The organism is Shewanella maritima, assembly GCF_004295345.1.
Lineage (GTDB): Bacteria > Pseudomonadota > Gammaproteobacteria > Enterobacterales > Shewanellaceae > Shewanella > Shewanella maritima.
Genome location: NZ_CP036200.1, coordinates 88,652 through 108,947 on the forward strand (window position 1 = coordinate 88,652; position 20,296 = coordinate 108,947).

Here is a 20,296-nt window from a genome sequence, read left to right on the forward strand (position 1 = left end):
TAGCTAATTTGTTGATGTTAAATTCATTTTGTTAACAAATATATTTTTAAAAAAGTATTGAAACACTGGGGCTAGACGGCAATAATGTCAAGAATTATTACAAGGTTTAAACCTAAATTTAACACATTAGATTTAGGATCAAGGAACGATAGATGGCACTTAATTTTGTTCACAAGTTAAGTAATCAAATAAACATAAAGCGCAATAATTTTAATCGGCTTACTCATATTCGATCGCGATCACCGCTTGCATTTAAAACATCAGCGGTATTCGCTTGCTATCTATTAACTGCATGCAATACGGAAACAGCCGTTCGTGAACAACAGGTCGATCCTGTACTAGTTGAATACCCTGTGATTATGCTGCAGCGCAGTCACGAAAATATTGATAATAATATTGCCGCGCCAATATTTGATATCAGCGACCCAACCCGATTTAATGGCGGAGCCGAGCTTTGGTTTAAACAAAATGCGTTTGCAGATACCCTCGCGGAAAACATCAGTCATGCTTTGTTTGCAACCGACGGTGCTGAATCAGCAGCAGATGAATCCCCTCACCCAATCATAGATATTCGTGATTTAAGCCTTGCTGATGATGGTCAATCATTTTTAGTTTCTATCCGCGCCCCTGAAATCGAAGGCGTAGATGAAGATGAGCAGCCTAGCTGGAACATTTGGCGATTTGATTTAGCAACAAAAAGTTTTAGTCGCATTATTGCCGACGATACTACTGCCGAGTTGGCTGATGATCTAATGGCTTCTTACTTACCTGACGGGCGAATTATCTTTGCATCAACTAGGCAAAAGCTATCACGCGCGATCTTGTTAGACGAAGGTAAACCTCAATACACTGCGCTTGATGAGTTTCGTGACGACCCAACATTTAATATCCATATTATGGATGGCGATGGCAGCAATATTAAGCAGTTAACGTTTAATCTAAGCCACGACTTTTATCCATTGATACTGCAAAACGGCAAAGTACTGTACAGCCGTCTCGATGCCATGGGTGGCAATCACGGCATTAACCTTTATTCGATGAACCCAGATGGTACTGACAATCAGTTAGTATTCGGTTGGCACTCTCATAATGAAGAATTAAATGGGCAATTGACCAATTTAAACTATATCGGTACTAAGCAATTACCAGATGGTCAAGTTTATCTGCTGGCGCAAAATAATGATGAAACCTTAACTAACCGTCAGCCAATATCCATCAACATCACCGACTTTATTGATAATCGCCAAACAATTGCCGATAGCAATATCACAGGCAGTGCCATCGCCGATATTGAATTTACCAGTTACCAATTTAATTTCAGCGATCAAATTAATCCTGATGGACGTTTATCTTCGCTATTTGCCCTACCCGATGAGAGTCAGCGCTATTTAATTTCCTGGGATTTGTGCCGTGTGATTGTTGAAGAGCAAATTAGAAGCTGTGGCCAATTAACAGACGAGCAATTAGCAAGCCCAGATATAAAATTAGCGCCCGCTTTGTATGAGTTATGGCTGCTTGATAACGCTAATAATACCCAGCAGTTAGTCGCAACACCTGAGTCAAATACCTTTTTTACCGAAGCCTTGGTCATGCAAGCGACAAGCACACCTAAAACCTTTATCGCAGATCGCGTTGCCGGCAACGAGCTTGATTTTGAGCTTTATCAAGCCCAAGCAGGCGCACTGCATATTCGAAGCGTATATGACTTTGACGGCCAAGACGTCACCATCACCAACGCAACGCCTAACGGCATTAATGATATTAAAGACCCAACGAAAGTCACGGCTGCTCAGCGCCCGGTACGTTATTTAAGGATAGTGCGCGGCGTGCCGATGCCGCCAGATGAAGTTCGTGATATTGCCAATACCGACTTTGGCCGCAGCAGTAATCAGTTGATGCGTGAAATTATTGGCTATACACCAGTGCAACCTGACGGCTCAGTAAAAGTTAAAGTGCCAGCCAATACACCGTTTGCCATTAGCATGTTAGATGCTAACGGCCAAAGAATTGGTGGTCGTCATCAACAATGGATGTCAGTAAGACCTGGCGAAACCTTAAATTGTATCGGCTGTCACACTGCTTCAAGTACCGCGCCCCATGGTCGATACGACGCCCAGCCACAATCAATTAACTCTGGCGCGACTGGCGGTAGCGCATTTGCTAATACCAAGCCGTCACTGATTGCCGAGCAAGGTCAAACCATGGCCGAAGTGGTAGAGACTCACTTAGGTTTACCAGAGCTAAGTAGTGACCTTGTTTACCAAGATATTTGGACAGATGAAGCTCTCTCGGAGTTGAACCCTGATGAGCGACATGAGTACCAAGCTTTAACTACATTAGTACCTAATGGCAGTAGCTGTTTTAACCAGTGGAACGCCTACTGCCGGATCCAAATTAATTACGAAGAACATATTCAGCCACTATGGCAAACGCCAAGATTGGTTGTTGATGAGCAAACTCAAGAACTTATCGCTGATAACACCTGTATTGCTTGTCATAACCGCGTTGATGGCGACGCGTTAGCCATGGTGCCAGCAGGACAACTTGAATTACTAAACTCGCCTTCAAGCGATCAAGCTGCTCACATGACCAGTTATCGCGAGCTGTTTTTCAATGATGTTGAGCTAGAAGAAATTGAAGGTGTATTGGTTGACCGCTTAGTCGAGCTACTCGACGAAAATGGTGACGTGGTATATCAAACCGATGCTGACGGCGAGCTAATTCTTGATGAAGACGGCAATCCTATCCCAGTGATGACCACTGTGCCGGTTAACAGCATATTGCGTACCGGCGGTGCGGCAGCAAGTAGTCGCTTTTTTGAAGTCATGGCTAACCCTACCCATCAAGGCATGTTAACGAGTGCAGAATTAAAGCTGATTAGCGAATGGTTAGATATTGGGGCGCAGTACTACAACACCCCGTTTTACACTCAAGAATGATTTGCTGCGCATGAGTGCAAAAACTTTGCGCAGCATCGATGAACTTTAGTAAAGCAGATAAAAATACAGGCAAGCATAGTGAGAACAACAATAATAAATAACTTTATGCCATCTAAGTACGTGTCAGTTAACACACGTCTGCTTGTCGCATCTTTACTCGTCTCAACTTTATTCGCGACAGGCTCAATTGCATCAGCCCCTGCGTATGCCAATAACGACAGCCAGAATATTAACCTTGCGCCTAAAGCAACTAAAGCCACTCAAAGAACTGAACAAGAAAACGACCGAATACAGGTCACCATTCAAGTGCCGTTTATCGAGCTGCACTCAGGCCCTAGTAAGGGTTATCCGGTTGAGCATGTTATTGAACAAGGCGATCAAGTTGAAGTTATTTTAAAGCGCACCTCTTGGTACAAGGTAAAAACTCGCTCAGGGCTTGAAGGATGGTTTCACGAAGACGCACTGCAAAGCCTTGCTCATCAAGGTGAAACGGTCGCTATTGCGCCAAAAATGTACCCATTTGCTGAGCGCGATAGCGAGTTTGGCATTATGTATGGCGACTTAGAGGGTGCTAACTACCTTGGGGTATACGCAGATTACGCTTTTAGCGATGTATTTAGTGCAGAGCTCACCTTCGCTAAAGCCTTTGGTCAGAACTCAGATAGCACGCTTTACACCGGTATGTTGCTAGCACACCCTTTTCCGAATTGGTATGTCGTCCCCTACCTAGGTGTAGGTGGCGGTTACATTCAAATTGAGCCACACAGCATTATTGCTGATGCCCATGACAGACAACACACACTTATGACTAGCGCACTCGGGGTTAAATACCCGTTTACCCGTAATTTTATTATTCGCGCAGAGTACAACTTGTCATTAGCACTAACCGACAGAGACGTTAACGAAGAGATAGAAACATGGAAAATTGGTTTCAGCGTATATTTTTAAACCCCTTGTTTTTAAAGAGAAGGGCTTTAACACCTTCGGTGTCACAGACTTTAGCTGTTAAGACCCGCGCCATTCGTCAACTGGGTGTGGTTACGCTAATGGCTGGCAGCGTATTTTCGCCAGTGATCCATAGCGCAGAGCAAACTCCAGTAAAAGCCGATGTCGACCGACGCGAAGTGCTAGACGATGTCATTGACTCAGAAAATTGGGAAATTGGCGCCAAAGTTGGCTTGATGTCTATTGAAGACTTTGAGTCTAGCTTGTGGCTTAGCGGTCACCTTGGTTATCACATCAGCGAGCATTTTTATGTAAAAGCGCGTTACGCCAGAGCCAAAGCCGGACTCACAAGTTTTGAGAAGTTAGCCAACACAGCGCCATTGCTTACTGACGAGCAGCGCGAGATGACCTACTACGGGTTAAACCTTGGCTACAACTTCTTACCAGGTGAAATTTTCTTCTCTGAAAATACAGTATTTAACAGCATCTTTTCATTCGAGCTAGGTGGCGGCAGTACCGAGTTTGCAGGAGATAGCCAATTCACCATAGACATTACCGCTAACTATCGAGTGTTTTTTACTGATGGTTTGGCCTGGGACATCAGCATGAGTGATTACCTGTTTAATACAGAGGTAACTGGCGAGTCTAAAACCACTCATAACCTGACGTTCGCAACGGGTATTGCCTGGTACTTTTAGTGAGATTAGCGAACCAAACAATCACTAACTCACAAATTTAGCCATTGCGAACAGTGAATATTAGTCACGAATAATCAGTAGTAGTCACAAACAGAAAAGAATTAATCAAGGACAAAGCAATAATGATCAGGACTATCAAAAACACGTTAATCAAACCACTGTGCTTTGCCGCGCCACTTTGTCTAGCATTAAGCGCGAGCGTACAAGCCGTAGAGGTTGGTGACAGCGCACCTGATTTTACCCTTAAGAGCTTAACTGGCGACAATTTAAACCTGACCGAGCAGCGCGGCGAAATTATTGTGCTTAATTTCTGGGCTTCTTGGTGCGGGCCATGCCGTAAAGAAATGCCGATACTGCAAAAATTACAGGATAAATACCAAGACCTTGGCGTACAGGTATGGGGCGTAAACGTTGAACAAGACAACGAAGCCGGTCGCAACTTTCTAAAAGGCTTAGATTTAAGCTTCCCTATTCTGTTTGACCAGACCAACACCCTTTCAGAAGACTATGACGTTAAAGCGATGCCGACCACTGTCATCATCGATCGCAGTGGCAGTGTTCGTAATGTCTATTACGGCTATCAGGATGGCTATGAGAAAAAATATGCCAAAGCCATTAAGACGCTTATTCGCGAATAAGTAACCCAAAGGAATCGTTTATGTCTGTTTACAATTCACCAGTTTATAGCTTGTCTGCATTGAAAAGGCCTGCTTTGTTCATTGCCCTGTTAACTTCACTCTCTGCGTTAACAGGTTGCAGCGCAATGAATATTGAACCTTGGGTAAAACCTTATGAAAGGCAAAATCTGGCTGATCCGATTATGAAATTTTCGCGTCACCCTGTTGCCAACATGCACGTTGCGCACGTGTTAGAGGGCCGTGAAGCCAGTCGCGGCGCTGAAGGTACCGGAGGTGGCGGTTGTGGCTGTAACTAACCAAGCTTGCTCAATGGTAAATTGGATGCTTATGGGCATATCTCGCATCAAGGGTGTTTTATTAACTGCAACATCATTATTGAGTTGCTCTGTTTGTAGTCTCGCTCTTTTGGCATTAACTGCAAATGTACAAGCTGCGATTTTAGAGCCAGATCGCGCTGATGTCTTGTACCACAGCTATGAGGGCGGCGGCATGAAGATCGACGGCCCTTCTGTGCTGCTACGTAAAAAAGCAACCGAATCGGTTGCTGTTACTGCATATTATTATCTAGATAGCATTTCATCAGCATCCATTGATGTTGTTAGTACGGCAAGTCCCTATCAAGAAACTCGTCATGAGGGGCAATTAGGGCTTGAATACCTTAACGATAAAACACTAATGACAGTCAATGCTCGCCAAAGCCATGAGGATGATTACCTCGCAAAGTCGTTTAGTTTGGGAATTTCTCAGGATACCTTTGGCGATCTCACTAATTTAAGTTTAGGTTTATCCTACGGCGATAATGAAATTCGTCGCAATGGTGACGATAATTTCTTTGAGACCAGCGAACAATACCGACTGCGCGCGGGGATCAGTCAGATCCTCACTCGCAATATGACTGCAGCGCTCAACTTTGAAGCGATTGCCGACAAAGGTTATCTCAATAACCCCTACCGCACAGTACGTTTTATCGATAACTCAGTGCCATCGGGTGTCGGATATCAAGCAGAAGTCTACCCAGAAACCCGCAATTCTTTTGCCAGCAAGCTATCAACAAGTTATTTCTTACCTTATCGAGCTGCGCTGTTTTTACACTATCGCTATTTCAGCGACAGTTGGGACATTAAGGCAAATGATGTTGAGCTTGGCTACCGTCACCCTATTGGCGAATCATTCGAACTTGAATTAAAGCTGCGTTATTACCAACAAACCCAAGCCTCTTTTTATAGCGACCTCTTTCCTTACCGCGATGCACAAAACTTTATGGCGCGCGACAAGGAGCTGAGTGACTTTAATGACATGACTTACGGCCTAGGGGTGACGTACACAATGCCAAAAAGCTTGAGCATCAATGATTGGCCATCAGAAGCGTCACTGCAATGGGACTATATTCAATTTAACTACAACAATTTCCGCGACCCTACCGCTGAAGGCGGCGTAGGCAACGAACCGTTTTATAAGTTTTCCGCCAATGTAATCCGCGCTTTTTATAGCGTGTATTTCTAACAATTAGCGACAACAGGATGTTAAAGGTCTTTTATATGAATAAAGAGCAGCTAATAGAAAAAATCGTAGCGTTTTTTAAAGCGGTGATCAGCTGCGCGCTGTTAGTGACGTGTTTATGCATTTTCTCGGCAGCAGCTAATGATGCGACCACCAGCACTGAACAGACGCGTACACAACTTGGTAACGATATCGAGTCATTAAAAAGCGAAGTATTGAAACTTAACCGCGATCTGTTTGTACTTGAAGAAGATCTATTGTTCCCTGCAAGCACGCAAGTTGCGGTGTTCGTATCAGTAGATGTAGGACGTTTCTTTAAGATTGATAGTGTTGAGGTCAAGCTTAACGGCGATAACGTTGCAGGCGCACTTTACACCAAACGCCAACGAGCAGCACTAGAGCGCGGCGGAATACAGCGTTTATATCTAGGTAATTTAAAAACAGGCCAACACCAGTTAACAGCCATAGTTACTGGATTAGACAACGAAGGCCGCACTGTGCAGCGCGCAGCAAACTATCAATTCGAAAAAGATGATGAAGCTGTGATGCTGGAACTAAAAGTTGTCGATAGTGAGTCAAGTTACCGCGCTGACGTGCAGATAGAGCAATGGGTCCTGTAATGCACTGCAATGTAGCACTAATCAAAGACTCGAGTCGCAAATCTCAAAATCGCGTCAACCTATGTGCGAAGAAACACGTTCCTATTAAGTCCCACATTAGACTTAAGCCTTTAGCTTGCGCTTTACTCGGCCTATTCATGGCAGTAAGCCCACGGCTGTCACTTGCTCAGCAAAACGAAAGTCCTGATCTAACAGCTAATCAGAACGCTAGCAGCACACAGGTAGAGCTTACTAACGCAATTAAAAAGCACACAGATATTGACGAGAAACGTTACCGCCTAGCGTTATTTCACTATTTTGCGGGTGACTTTGAACGCGCCCTTGCACAGGTCGAACTAAATCAAACCCGTTATAACAGTAGCTCGTTTAAAAGCCAGTTATTTAAGGCAGGACTTGAAGTTAACCTTGGGCTAAATGCGCGGGCAACACAGACCCTAACTGAGCTTACTAACTATTCCCGTACATCTAAATCACAGGCAACTAAACCACTAACAACTAAACCTGAACAAACAGTTGCCACTAATCGAGATGAAAATACCACTACCACCAAAGAACTAAAATTAATTGCCTTATTACAATTAGCTGAGCAGTACATAGAACAAGGCAAGTTCACTCAAGCTCAACGTAGCCTAGCTCGCATCGATTGGTTACCACAATCTTATGCCGCTAAATACGGCATTATGAATCAGTTGGCACATTGGCCAAGTAGCGCGCCTTCATTAGTGACAGCAATCGATGACGAACAAGCAGGCTTAGTGGTAAATCAAGATGAATCACAGTCTGAATTAGCTGATGCAGAGCATAGTCAGTCGTTAGAGCAAGCCTATTTAAAACTTAATCAAGCGCTTATCGATATGCAAAACGGTGATAACTCATCAGCTATCACTAAGCTTGAGCAGGTTAAAAACCGCCATTGGCAAGATGAACCACAAGGCTTCTGGCAATCGCTTTTCTCATTTGCTGCGGATGAATACTCAGAAGATGGAAATCTTGGTTCAGGCGTCGCTTACCACTCACAAAGTGTACATTCGCAAATGCAGCAACAAGCCATTGTAGATTATGCGACTTTGCTACAAGCGCAGGCCTATACCCTAGAGCAAGATTACATCCAAGCGTTTGAACTACTATCAGATTTTCCAGGCCAAAGCCCCTATGCTAACAGCGCTGTTTTCTTGTACGCCCATGCCGCAAGTGAACTTACTGGTGTTGAACATAACAACAGACACGCCAACAGAAAGTTAGCTAAGCAAATGTATCAACTGCTAACCGAACAAGCGCCCTATTCTGATTTGGCTTATCAGGCGTATTTGCTTCAAGTACCACTTATTTTTCGTCATCAATATGGTCAAAGCCTGAGTGACGATCACACAGATGCGCAGTTGAATAGCGATCAGCTAAGTCCACGCCAGCTAAATAAAAGCCAGCTAAATCCTTCGCTAACCCTTGAGCGGATTGAAGATGCATATCTAGCCATCGTCCAACTTGAGTATTCACAAAACCAATATACACAACTGATAAAGTCATTAGACGAATTTTCAAGCGCCTTTGCTAACAGTGCTGATGTTTTGGCGCTGAGCTCTCCGCGACCTACAACCTTAAACTCAGACTCGCAAATAGCAGAACTGGGCTTAGTCTCTAGCAATAGTCGTTCACCATGGATAAATAAAGCACTCAACAGCCCGGCTCTTAAGCACAGTTTTACTACATTAACCAGTATGCGTGCGATTTCGCAGTCCGTTACTGATTTAAACGATCAAAGTGTGTGGTTAGCTGACACCATTGCAATGAATCAAAAGCGCAGACAATCAATTATTACCCAAAGGGCAAACACTAATTATCAGCAGTTGATTAACGAACTTAACCAGCAAGTTACTGCGCTTACCGACCAAGTTGAGCAGGCAAAGCTTGCGCCTGTTAAGTCTCAAACCCTGTTTGCCAATAGTCAGCAGCAAGACTGGCTCACTCGTATTCAACGCAGCCAATTGGGTTTAACACGTATTAGCCAATTGGATGGTGCAAAGGATTTAACCGACTACATTGACCGTCTAAAGCGTGTACAAGGCGTATTAAACTGGCAATTGTCTCAGCAGTTTCCTGAGGCGCTGTGGCAGCATCAAGTTCAAGCTAAACAGCTAAAGCAAGCCGCTGATTCGCTGAACCTGCAATATCAATCGCTACAAAAAAGTAGTGCTAACAGCGACACATTAAATCAATATGCCCAGGCACAACGCCAATATCAGTCCCAGATAGACTCGCTTAGTAGACAACTGGTCACGGTTAACCAGGTATTGCAAGCCGACATTAAAGCGCAAGTAGCGCAATTTGTGATGATGGAAAAGCAAAAGCTTGAATCTCACTTACTAGAAAGTCGTCACCAATTAGCAAGTTTATTAGAGCAGCTAACCCAGCTAGAGCAGTCTCTTAGCAGCCATGAGCCTGACAAAAGCCATGTGCTTGAAAATAGCCTTTCGATGAATGAAACCAGTACATTTACCCAGGCAGCATATCGTCAACAAGTAAACATTAAAGAGGCACAGATATGAAACACAAGCATGCCTCGGCAATGAATCCTTTTACTGATATTAAATACAAACCAAAGGTTAAGCCGCTGGCGGTGTTGATCACTACTAGCTTATTGTTTGCCTGCTCAAGCTCTGAGCACGGCGAGCAAGATTATTCCAATCAAGGTCGCGCTACCCTGGGACAAATGGCAGAGCAACGGCAAGGCGATGCCAACCTACAGGCTAATAACCAACAAGCGCTTGCCAATGCACGTTTATCTGAAAACCAGCGCAGGCAAAAATTAGCAGCAATTTATAGTGAATTGCTGCTGACTGAGCCAGACCCGACTACCCGCAGTGCCGTAGAGTATCGACTAGTGCAGCTCGATACAGAGTCTTATGAACATGACTCTTTGGCGGCTCTGGATCAAATCGACAGCGATCCCAATGCCAATGCCGAGCTGATCCTCGCCAGCGATGCCAAAGCGTTAAATGAGCTTGTGACTGATTATGAGTCATTGCTAAAACGCTACCCTAGCCGCCCGGAAAATCAGCAGATCCAGTATCAATTAGCCAAAGCTTATGAACTGCAGGGTAATCAACAAAAAAGCCTCAGTGAAATTGAATCTTTACTATCTCGCTATCCAAATAGTATTTATTTAGCTGAGCTCAACTTTAGGCGCGGTGAAATCTATTACAACCAAAAGCAATATGCACAAGCTTATGATGCCTATAAGCAAGTCATTGCTGCGCCAAATGGCGATAAGTACCGGTTAAATAGTATGTACATGTCTGGCTGGGCACTGTTTAAACAAGCAAGGCTTTATCAGGCTGACAATCAATTTCTTGCAGTATTTGACGCCATGATTGACTTACATGAATCAAGTCCATCTGCGCTCAAAGCTAATACAACGGGTACTGACTCTACAGATAGTCAAACTGCTGCGAAAACCGCAGACTTTAGCTTTGAGACACTGAATCAGCAGTTTCAGAATATTGCGATTGATACCCAAAGGGTGTTGAGTATTTCACTTAGTCAACAACTGCAGGCAGAGTCGTTAGTACAACTGATCACCGACAACCAGGACGCTAAGCACTTATCGAGATACCAACATATCTTGTTCGACAACCTAGCTAAATTCTTATTGAGTAAGCAGCTTCCTACTGATGCTGAGCGCGCCTATGAAGCTTACGTAGATTTAGCACCTAACTCAGTTTGGGCCGCTAGATATAGCCTAGCGCTGTTAGAGCTTTATCAAACTCAAGGCAAGTTTGCAGCAATGCGTGCGCTCAAACAAAACTATGTAACCCGTTATGGTTTAGATAGTGAGTTTTGGCTTAATGCAAACGATGACATCCGCACCGAGTTAATCCCACAACTACTTAGCTTTAGTGAGCAAGAAGGTCGTCGCCGTTATGCTTATGCTCAATCGATCAACGCCAATGCAAGCGCAGACGCAAAAAAAACTACGCCAGCATCTGAAGTGTCTCAAGCTACTGAGCAAACATTTGTTAGCCGCGTCGACGCATTTGCAAACGCTGCCGATGCACTTAAGGTCTACCTAGAGTTAGTCGAGGTCAGTCAATCTAAGCCTTTTGCAAAAGCAAACCTTTATACGAACGATCTACTACAAGATAAATACCTTTACGCTGATGCAAACTTTGAAGCGAGACGCTACCACGTGGCATTAGCCACTTATCAAGAGATTGCCTACCCGGTAATGACGCAGGCAAGTGAGGAGCAACGTAAACTGCAACGCCAGGCAGCTTATGATGCGACCATTACTGTACGTAAAGATATTGATTTACTTAAATTAAGTGAATTTAAACAATTTAGGGCAGTGACAAGCGACACCCACTTAGCGCAGCAACGTCTACGTGATCAGCTCGACGATCAGTTTATTAGCCACTATAGCGATGATAAGCGCGCATTAGCGCTCGCAGCGGTTGCCGCAGAGCTAGCTTTTAAAGCCGAAAAACCGCAGCGCTTGATGCACTATGCTGACTTTTTACTGCTTAAACATGGAGTGATAACCAAACAAGACAGTAGCGTTGATGAGCGAAATAAATTGATTGTCGCTAACCTAGCGCCACTTATGACCACGACGATTGCTAGCATTAATACGAATAAAACTGGTGACGCTGGCACAGATGCTAAATTCGATTTTGCCGATCAAGTGGCTAAACAGCCAACTGCGCAATCAATAGCACAATCAACTGCACGATCAGCGGATCTATTATCGACGAGTTCTTCCTCTCAAGTCGATGCTCAAGACATGTGGCAAACTCGCATTAGTTACAATCCGACATATATTGGCCGCATAAGAAAAGCTCAGCAATTAACAGCAGCAAATTCAAACAATTCCAACCTTTCAGGTGCAGCCCTGAAACAAGTGCAGCTGGCAAGCCAGCTGTATGCGCATCAACAGTATCAGCTTGGGCTTTATGCGCAGGCAGAGTCTGCTTATGCCCTGGCGCTTAACTTTACTCAGAACGAGCCTAGCAACAATAAGGAAATGCGCAATTTGCTGGCATCGAGTATTTACCAGCAAGGGCAAGAGACAAAGAGCGAGCAACCACTTGTCGCAGTAGAACATTTTCTGCGTCTAGGGGAACAAATCCCTGAGTCTGACTACCGTGCAAACGCTGAGTTTGAAGCCGCTGATATTTTATTGTCGCAGCAGCAATGGCAACAAGGCGCCGACTTACTTAAAGTCCTTGCCTTGCGCTACCCAAACAACCCGATGAGCGCATCTATTCCAGCTAAGTTAACCCAATCTTACGAATCGTTAGAGCGTTGGGATCTGGCGGCAGAGCAACTGCTGGTTATCATTGCGAGTGCTGATGAAGCTGACGTAGCGCTTAAGCGAGAAGCTCAATACACAGCGGCAGATTATTACCTTAAAGCAGGCGATCGCGATAATGCACTTAAGCATTTCCGCACTTATGCTCATAGCTACCCTCAACCTTTCGATATCGCTCAGGAAGTTCGCTTCAAAATGAGTGAGTTTTACCGTGAAGATGGTGAAACCAACAAGATGCATTTTTGGCACCGCAAGATATTATCAGCGCATAAACAAGAGGTGCATAACGGTACCAGTTTTACCACCCGTAACAAACAACTCGCCTCGTCTGCCGCATTTGAACTTGGCCAGGCTCACAAGCAGAGCTTTGAGTGGGTAAAACTTACCCATCCGCTACCTAAAAGCCTAAAGCGTAAGCAAAAACAAATGAAGCTAGCGATTGGTTATTACCAACAGGTACTTGATCTTGCACTAGCAGAACGCGTGCCACAAGCCACATATCAGTTAGCGCAAATGTATCGGATTTTAGCGGCGGATGTGATGGACTCGCAACGACCGACAGATCTAGACGAACTCGCACTTGAAGAATACGAAATTCTACTCGAAGAGCTCGCTTATCCATTTGAGGAAAAGGCGATAGAAATCCACGAGAGTAATAGTCAGCGAGCATGGCAAAATGTATTCAACCAATGGGTTGAAAAAAGCTTTAGCGCACTAGCAGAAATGACCCCAGCACTATATCAAAAACAGGAGTTAACACATGATGTCATTGAAACCATGTATTAGCCCAGCAGTATTCATGCATCAATGTTATGAGCGCTGTTCATTTGCCCCTTTTGCTTATAAGCATCAAGCGCGATTTAAACAGGGAAAAATAATTAGTTTTGTAGCTGCTTTACTTGTGTCCACGCTCACTGGCTGCGCTAGCAATACATCACCAACACACGGGCAGCAGTCAAGCGAGCAGCAATCTTCTAACACCAGTGAAGAGCTTAAGAGTATCGGCAGCGAAATGGCAGCGATGCATCAAGTTAATCCAAATGTAGGCGACTCAGTAACAACAAACAGCGCAAATGCCCAGAGTGGTGCTGCAACAGCAACGAATGGTGCTAACCAGTATTTACTTAGTGCCAGCAACCAGCTTGAGTCAGTATCTAGCGCTGATAAAGCTAAGTACCAGCAAGCACTTAAATTAATCAAGCAGCAAGAGTGGCAACAAGCAACGCAGCAGCTTGAAGACCTTGCAAGTAAATACCCCAATCTTTCCGGCGTATGGGTGAATCTTGCCATCATCAAATTAAACACAGGTAATATTGACCAAGCCAAAGCAAATATCGACCACGCGTTAACTTTGGCTCCCAACAATCCCTTTGCAATGCAACTTCGCGGACAAGTAGCAAGGCAGCAAGGTGAATTTGAACTTGCGCAGCAAAGCTATCTTAGCGCCCTATCGGTATGGCCAGCTTACCCACAAGCCCAACTTAACCTGGCAATTCTGCTTGAGTTATATCGTGGTCAGTACCTTGAAGCACACCAGTACTACAGCGCGTACCTGAATTACAATCCAACTGATGATTTAGCTAAGCGCTATCTGGCTGGGCTTGAAATTAAAATGCGCCGCAGCGGCGTTGAGATCCCAGCCAAAACGGATAACGAGCCTAACATCAATAATGGCACGAACGTTAGCCAACAATCCGAAGCATCAACCGAGTCACAACCTTTGGAGCAAATGCCATGATGCTGACATTTAGTTTAATAAAATTCATACCCAAAAAGTTATTAAGCATTGCTTTCACCCTACACGGAAGAAAGAAAGACTCTTTACTATCAATTATTTTGATACCTATTTTGGGGCTTATATCCAACATGGCTCACGCAAACAACGAGTCTAGTCAGCAAACTAAAGCCTCTGGAAAAACCATAGTGATTGAGAGTCAGGTAACGGGTACTTCAGAGCAACCAAAAGTGATTTACATTATGCCGTGGCAAGGCATCGATCAGGCTATTCGTGTAGAGGGCGCACAGTCACAAATTCAATTGCCGCAGTTCCGGCCTATTAACCCAAAACAATTTCAACAACGAGTGCTCGACTATTCGCTTCAGAACAAGTCGACACAGAATTAAATCTGCAAACAAATAGCAGAAACAATTGCAAATCAACAAGTCGCAGATAAGCGGCGGATAACATAAAAAGGAAGTGACCATGAGCTTTACCGACCATATTATTGCATTCTTACAAAATGGCGGGCCATTTATTTACCCTATTGCCCTAGTGCTGGTTGTAGGTTTAGCCATTACTATTGAGCGCTGGCTATACCTTAGCTCGGTAAACCGTAAAAACCGCCAAGCATTTAACCTGATTGGTGCTGCACTTAAATCTGGCGACATCGACGCGATTAAGCAACACGCCAATAACCACAAAGCCCCTGTTTTTGACGTGCTGCACAGTGGTATTAGCCGTTTAGGTCAAGCTAATCGCCGTGAGGATGTTGAGTACGCCATGGAAGAAACCATGATGGAGTACATGCTGCGCCTGGAAAAGCGCACACCTTACATTGCCACTCTCGCCAATATCGCTACGCTACTGGGTCTACTAGGTACAATTATGGGCCTTATTGCCGCGTTCTCTGCCGTTGCCAGTGCCGACCCTGCTGAAAAAGCAAATCTGCTGTCATCGAGTATTTCGGTTGCGATGAACACGACCGCGTTTGGTTTGATCACCGCGATTCCGCTAATCCTATTTCACTCTAGTTTGCAGACTAAAACTGCCACCATTGTTGACTCAATTGAAGTCGCTGGAATCAAGCTATTAAACTCGCTGTCGTTTAACGCTCAGTCGGATAAAAGCCGAGGCTAACAATGAGAAGACGTCGTCCAAATAGAGAAGACGCGGAGCTCGATATTACCTCGTTTATGAACCTAATGATCGTACTGGTTCCGGTATTGTTATTGAGTTTGGTTTTCTCTCAGGTGCGCATCTTGAACCTGCAGCTGCCAACGCTTTCGCAAAACACTGCAGACAACGATGACAAACCCAAAATTTTAGAGCTGGTCATTACCCAAGACAGGTTTGACCTTAATTACCCAGAAGGGATTTTGCTTAAGCGATTCGAGCTTGAGCAAGGTCAATATGACTTCAATGCGCTGTCAGTTTACTTACAAGACTTAAAGCTGACCTTTCAGCAGCAAGGGATTGAGAAAAACGACATCGTGCTGTTGCTTGGTGAAAACGTTGATTACCAAACCATTGTCTCTGCAATGGATACGGTACGCTCATTTAAAGCCGTCGTCGCTGCCAACCTTGTTGATGCAGAGTTGTTTCCGTTGATCTCTCTTGGTGATGCACCAAGTGAGCAACTAGGTGGTGGTGATGCATCGCTGCAGCGCAGTCAGGCTGCAAACGGAGGTAGCAACTTATGATGAAGCAATCTCCACGAGCTAAACGCCTTGCAAAACATCACAAGCGCCTAAAAGCTGGCAACAAGTTAAACCTGGTTGCGTTGATGGATATCTTTACCATCTTAGTGTTCTTCTTGATTGTGAATCAGTCTGAAGTTCGCGTGTTGCAAAACATTGAGAAGATAAAGCTGCCAGTGTCGATAGCCGAAGAATTGCCGGTGGAAAATCTAGTCATTACCGTGATCGATCAAACTGTGCTTGTCCAAGACCGCGCTGTTTGGCAAAGCCAGGCCGATGACAATATTCATCAGCCACATGAAGAGTTTGTCAAAGCGCTAACCAACGAGCTTAACTATCAGGCAAGTAAACGACCAGAACTGACAGAGTCAGAGCAGCTTAAAGGTCGGGCGGTAACCATTCTCAGCGATGCTTCAACGCCTTATGCCCTGCTTAAGCAGATAATGGCAGCATGCGCCGAAACGGGTTATCGCAACATGTCGTTAGCGGTTGAACAGCAAGCTAAAAAGCTAAGTGAGGGGTAAATGAGCCAAGCAAGTTTAACCTCAACTCAATTTAGTGCCAGTAGCGAGCAGTCGATGGGTGATTTATTCACGCCTTCTAAACAAGATAAGCAGTTTAAGCTGATTCTGTCACTGCTGTTATTGTGCTACCTGTTCTTCGCTGTATTAGTGCCAATGCTTGAGCAAGCTGAAATTCCAAGAGAAGTTAAAGAGCAGTTGCCACCGCAATTAGCCAAGATCATTCTTAAGGAAAAGCAACTTCCTCCACCGCCTAAACCAATAGAGCAACCCAAACCTGAGCCTGAAGAGCTTAAAAAAGAGCAAGTGAAGCCCGAGCCTAAGGAAGCAGAAAAAGAGCCACCTAAGATCCCTGTTGCCCCCTCTCGTGAACAGGCCCGCGAAAAGGCCCAGAACGCGGGGTTAGCGGCAATGAAAGATGAGCTGTTCTCTATGCGTGAAGCGTTTGAAGTCAAACCTTCAACCACCACATTGGATAACAGTCAGGCCGATGAAGTTAAAGTTGAGCGCAAGATGATTGCTGCTGCAGCCAGTGAGCAAACTCAAAGTTTAGCTAAATCTTCAGTCACTCAAACTGTGTCTTCTGGTGAGTTAAGCACTAAAAGCACCCAACAGGTGCGTCTTGCCGAAGAAGAAGTGCTCGCACAAGCAGGCGCCGTAGCCGAGAAAGCCAAGCTTTCTAGCACTAAGGGGCAACGCTCAGAGGAAACGATACGCCGAACCTTGGAAGCAAATAAATCGCGTATGTACTCTTTGTATAACCGCGCACTTAGGAAAGATCCTATGCTCAAAGGCAAGGTTATGTTCCAAATCACTATTGAGCCAAACGGTAGCATCAGTGCGGTAAAAATTAACTCTAGCGAGTTAAACAATGCCAAGCTTGAACGTCAGTTAACGCTAGTCTTACGCAAGATTAAGTTTGCTGCAGAAGATGTCTCAGTCATGACCACGATTTGGTCAATTGATTTCTTACCGAGTTAAGGCAACAACGTTTGTGACGTTGGCACTCAATTAAAAAGGTGTTTCGCTGCAGAGTGAAACACCTTTTTGTTATCAGCCACCTTCAGTAGGTCGTGACCATTCGATTAGGCATTACCTATCTATTCAAGTGGTTTCCCAGAACTGGCAACTTTAGTTCAGCTAGGAGTGAGTGACATTCAAGCACAGATTGTTTTTACAACAAACAATTACTTACTGCAAAAAGCGTCGAATGCTTTCTCGGTGTTTTCAAAACCCTTTTGTTCCGCTAGCTCCCATGGACGTTCACATTGATTAGTCGCTGCGCACCAGGTGTAACCAGCAGAGCCAATACAACCATGTTCATCACGATCGCTACCGGGCATGTTCTTTGGCTCAGTTTGTGCTGCGCAGCCTATCAACAATACCGCAAATGGCAGTCCTACAAGCTTGATTAAAGTGTTTTTCATGGAAGTGTCCTTGCTTTAACTAAAAATCCGCTCGCCATACACTTCGCAGGCGGAGTTAATGTAAGTATTGTTTTAATCCTAGTTGACATAGCATCACTAAGAAATATTTAAGGCATTAGTATTAAACGAAAAACGCTAGGCTAAGGATTTAAACTAAATAGACATAAAAAACCTAGCGAAGTGCTAGGTTTTTTATATTTGACGTTGAGCGACTAAAGGCTAGATTTGCATCGCCAGCTCCGCCCCTTGGCGAATTGCTCGCTTAGCATCAAGCTCTGCGGCAACATCGACACCACCTATCATATGTACAGGCAAACCACTCGACTGCATTTGCTCAAGCATACTGCGGTTTGACTCTTGTCCCGCACACAAGACAACATTGTCGACATCGAGTACCTGCTGTTTATCATCAATAGTGATGTGTAAGCCATTTTCATCAAACTTGTCATAGCTAACACCAGTATGCATTTTAACGTCATGTTGTTTAAGCACGCTGCGATGGATCCAGCCGGTAGTTTTACCTAAGCCTTTACCCATCTTAGTCGTTTTACGTTGTAGTAAGTGCACCTCACGGTTAGGCTTATGTTGTTCTGGCTCTGTTAAGCCGCCCGCATCAGTGTATTGATTATCAATACCCCACTGCTTGAGCCACTTCTCAGGTTGCAACGTCGAAGACTCTTGCTCGCATAAAAAGTGCGCCATATCAAAACCAATGCCACCAGCACCAATAAGTGCGACCTTTTCGCCGACTTCCACGTCGCCATTAAGCACTTGTTGATAATTAACCACTTTAGGGCTATCAAAGCCCGGTAACTTCAAATCGCGCGGCACAACACCAGAGGCTACGATAATCTCATCAAACTTGTCATTAGCAATGACATCCGCATCTAGACGAGTATTTAAACGCAAATCGACCTTATGCAGCTTGATTTGGTTAAGAAAGTAACGGATGGTTTCATCAAACTCTTCTTTGCCTGGAATTTTACGGGCAAGGTTGAATTGACCGCCGACTTCGCCTTTTGCTTCAAACAGCACGACATCATGCCCGCGTGAAGCCGCATAAACAGAGAATGCCATACCAGCAGGACCAGCGCCCATTACTGCTAAGCGCTTTTTATTTGTGGTGGGTTTAAAGTTAATCTCAGTTTCATAACATGCTCGTGGGTTAACCAAACACGTAGCACGCTTCATAGAGAAAGTATGGTCAAGACATGCCTGGTTACAACCAATACAAGTGTTAATTAGCTTGCTTTGATTTGCAGCAGCCTTGTTCACAAATTCTGCATCAGCAAGAAATGGACGCGCCATCGACACCATATCTGCTTGACCAGAGGCGATAATATGTTCACCTATTTCTGGCGTGTTAATACGGTTTGTCGCAACTAACGGTACCTTAACTTCAGATTTTAAACGCTCAGTCACCCAAGCGAACGCGCCGCGAGGCACGCTAGTAGCAATTGTTGGGACACGTGCTTCATGCCAGCCGATACCGGTGTTAATAATGCTTACGCCCGCTTGCTCTAGCCACTTACCAAGTTGCACGACTTCATCCCAGGTAGAGCCATTATCTACCAAGTCGAGCATGGATAAGCGGAAGATAATGATAAAGTCTTTACCGACTTTTTCGCGGATCGCTTTAACGATCTCCAACGGGAATTGCGCTCTGTTTTCAAACGCGCCGCCCCATTTATCTGTTCGCTTGTTGGTGCGAGCACAAATAAATTGGTTAATTAAATAGCCTTCAGAGCCCATCACTTCTACACCGTCATACCCTGCGCGTTTGGCAAGCTCTGCGCTATTAGCATAGTGTTTAATGGTTTTGTCTACCTGTCTTGAAGACATGGCAGAGGGTGAAAACGGCGTGATAGGCGATTTGATCTTACTTGGCGCTAAACTAAATGGATGATAACCATAACGCCCAGCATGCAAGATTTGCATACAAATTTTACCGCCGCCATCATGTACAGCGTCTGTCACAATGCGGTGTTTACTAACTTGCCATGGGTAAGTTAGCTGACATGCATGAGGTGCTAGACGACCACGAAAGTTTGGTGAAATACCACCAGTAACAATCAGACCTACGCCACCTTCAGCTCTTTCCTTATAAAATGCAGCTAGTTTCTCAAATCCGCCTTTTTCTTCCTCTAAGCCTGTGTGCATTGAGCCCATCAGTACGCGATTTTTTAGCTGCGTAAAGCCTAGATCTAAAGGTTCTAATAAATGTGGAAACGACATTCAAACATCCTTTTTAAACAAGTGATTTAAACCAGCATACCTTTTCAGTTA

At 44.6% G+C, this 20,296-nt stretch carries 17 protein-coding genes; 15 read left to right on the plus strand and 2 right to left on the minus strand.

Translation table 11 applies throughout. The features are described from left to right. Nucleotides 1-152 precede the first annotated feature (152 nt). The 15 genes from EXU30_RS00525 (at nucleotide 153) to EXU30_RS00595 (ending at nucleotide 17,564) form a co-directional block, all read left to right on the plus strand. Nucleotides 153-2,939: an HzsA-related protein gene (locus EXU30_RS00525; protein WP_130597325.1), complete on the plus strand. Its 2,787-nt coding sequence runs from the start codon at nucleotides 153-155 to the stop codon at nucleotides 2,937-2,939. A gap of 78 nt (nucleotides 2,940-3,017) precedes the next feature. After that, a complete protein-coding gene (locus tag EXU30_RS00530; RefSeq protein ID WP_130597326.1) occupies nucleotides 3,018-3,887 on the plus strand; it encodes an SH3 domain-containing protein in 870 nt (289 codons plus the stop codon). A 38-nt stretch (nucleotides 3,888-3,925) separates the two neighbouring features. Further along, nucleotides 3,926-4,582 carry an outer membrane beta-barrel domain-containing protein gene (locus tag EXU30_RS00535; protein WP_242620283.1) on the plus strand — a complete coding sequence of 219 codons (657 nt, stop codon included), beginning with the start codon at nucleotides 3,926-3,928 and terminating at the stop codon, nucleotides 4,580-4,582. 122 nt (nucleotides 4,583-4,704) lie between these two features. Then, the gene (locus EXU30_RS00540) at nucleotides 4,705-5,220 is read left to right on the plus strand and encodes a TlpA family protein disulfide reductase (protein WP_130597327.1); all 516 of its coding nucleotides are present in this window, start codon (nucleotides 4,705-4,707) and stop codon (nucleotides 5,218-5,220) included. 20 nt (nucleotides 5,221-5,240) lie between these two features. Beyond that, complete coding sequence (locus EXU30_RS00545; RefSeq protein ID WP_130597328.1) at nucleotides 5,241-5,516, plus strand: DUF4266 domain-containing protein; 276 nt, start codon at nucleotides 5,241-5,243, stop codon at nucleotides 5,514-5,516. Then, nucleotides 5,503-6,723 carry a DUF3570 domain-containing protein gene (locus EXU30_RS00550; protein ID WP_242620284.1) on the plus strand — a complete coding sequence of 407 codons (1,221 nt, stop codon included), beginning with the start codon at nucleotides 5,503-5,505 and terminating at the stop codon, nucleotides 6,721-6,723. The genes EXU30_RS00545 and EXU30_RS00550 overlap by 14 nt, the downstream gene beginning before the upstream one ends. Before the next feature lie 35 nt (nucleotides 6,724-6,758). Beyond that, nucleotides 6,759-7,340: an AraC family transcriptional regulator gene (locus tag EXU30_RS00555; RefSeq protein WP_207234088.1), complete on the plus strand. Its 582-nt coding sequence runs from the start codon at nucleotides 6,759-6,761 to the stop codon at nucleotides 7,338-7,340. 137 nt (nucleotides 7,341-7,477) lie between these two features. Continuing rightward, nucleotides 7,478-9,883: a hypothetical protein gene (locus tag EXU30_RS00560; RefSeq protein WP_130597329.1), complete on the plus strand. Its 2,406-nt coding sequence runs from the start codon at nucleotides 7,478-7,480 to the stop codon at nucleotides 9,881-9,883. Further along, entirely contained in the window at nucleotides 9,880-13,431 is a 3,552-nt protein-coding gene (locus tag EXU30_RS00565; protein WP_130597330.1) for a tetratricopeptide repeat protein, read from the plus strand. The genes EXU30_RS00560 and EXU30_RS00565 overlap by 4 nt, the downstream gene beginning before the upstream one ends. Then, nucleotides 13,406-14,383, plus strand: a complete 978-nt coding sequence (locus tag EXU30_RS00570; RefSeq protein ID WP_130597331.1) for a tetratricopeptide repeat protein — start codon at nucleotides 13,406-13,408, stop codon at nucleotides 14,381-14,383. Before EXU30_RS00565 ends, EXU30_RS00570 begins: the two co-directional genes overlap by 26 nt. Nucleotides 14,384-14,511: 128 nt before the next feature. Further along, a complete protein-coding gene (locus tag EXU30_RS00575; protein ID WP_130597332.1) occupies nucleotides 14,512-14,769 on the plus strand; it encodes a hypothetical protein in 258 nt (85 codons plus the stop codon). Nucleotides 14,770-14,848: 79 nt separating this feature from the next. Further along, nucleotides 14,849-15,502 carry a MotA/TolQ/ExbB proton channel family protein gene (locus EXU30_RS00580; protein WP_130597333.1) on the plus strand — a complete coding sequence of 218 codons (654 nt, stop codon included), beginning with the start codon at nucleotides 14,849-14,851 and terminating at the stop codon, nucleotides 15,500-15,502. 2 nt (nucleotides 15,503-15,504) lie between these two features. Continuing rightward, a complete protein-coding gene (locus tag EXU30_RS00585; protein WP_130597334.1) occupies nucleotides 15,505-16,065 on the plus strand; it encodes a biopolymer transporter ExbD in 561 nt (186 codons plus the stop codon). After that, nucleotides 16,062-16,586 (plus strand): ExbD/TolR family protein, encoded by a 525-nt coding sequence (locus tag EXU30_RS00590; RefSeq protein WP_207234089.1) that lies wholly within the window; start codon nucleotides 16,062-16,064, stop codon nucleotides 16,584-16,586. The genes EXU30_RS00585 and EXU30_RS00590 overlap by 4 nt, the downstream gene beginning before the upstream one ends. Continuing rightward, the gene (locus EXU30_RS00595) at nucleotides 16,587-17,564 is read left to right on the plus strand and encodes an AgmX/PglI C-terminal domain-containing protein (protein ID WP_130597335.1); all 978 of its coding nucleotides are present in this window, start codon (nucleotides 16,587-16,589) and stop codon (nucleotides 17,562-17,564) included. 206 nt (nucleotides 17,565-17,770) lie between these two features. Here EXU30_RS00595 and EXU30_RS00600 read toward each other — a convergent pair whose 3' ends face one another. Continuing rightward, nucleotides 17,771-18,010: a serine protease gene (locus EXU30_RS00600; protein WP_130597336.1), complete on the minus strand. Its 240-nt coding sequence runs from the start codon at nucleotides 18,008-18,010 to the stop codon at nucleotides 17,771-17,773. Between the two features lie 219 nt (nucleotides 18,011-18,229). Beyond that, nucleotides 18,230-20,245, minus strand: a complete 2,016-nt coding sequence (locus EXU30_RS00605; RefSeq protein ID WP_130597337.1) for an oxidoreductase — start codon at nucleotides 20,243-20,245, stop codon at nucleotides 18,230-18,232. Nucleotides 20,246-20,296: the final 51 nt, after the last annotated feature.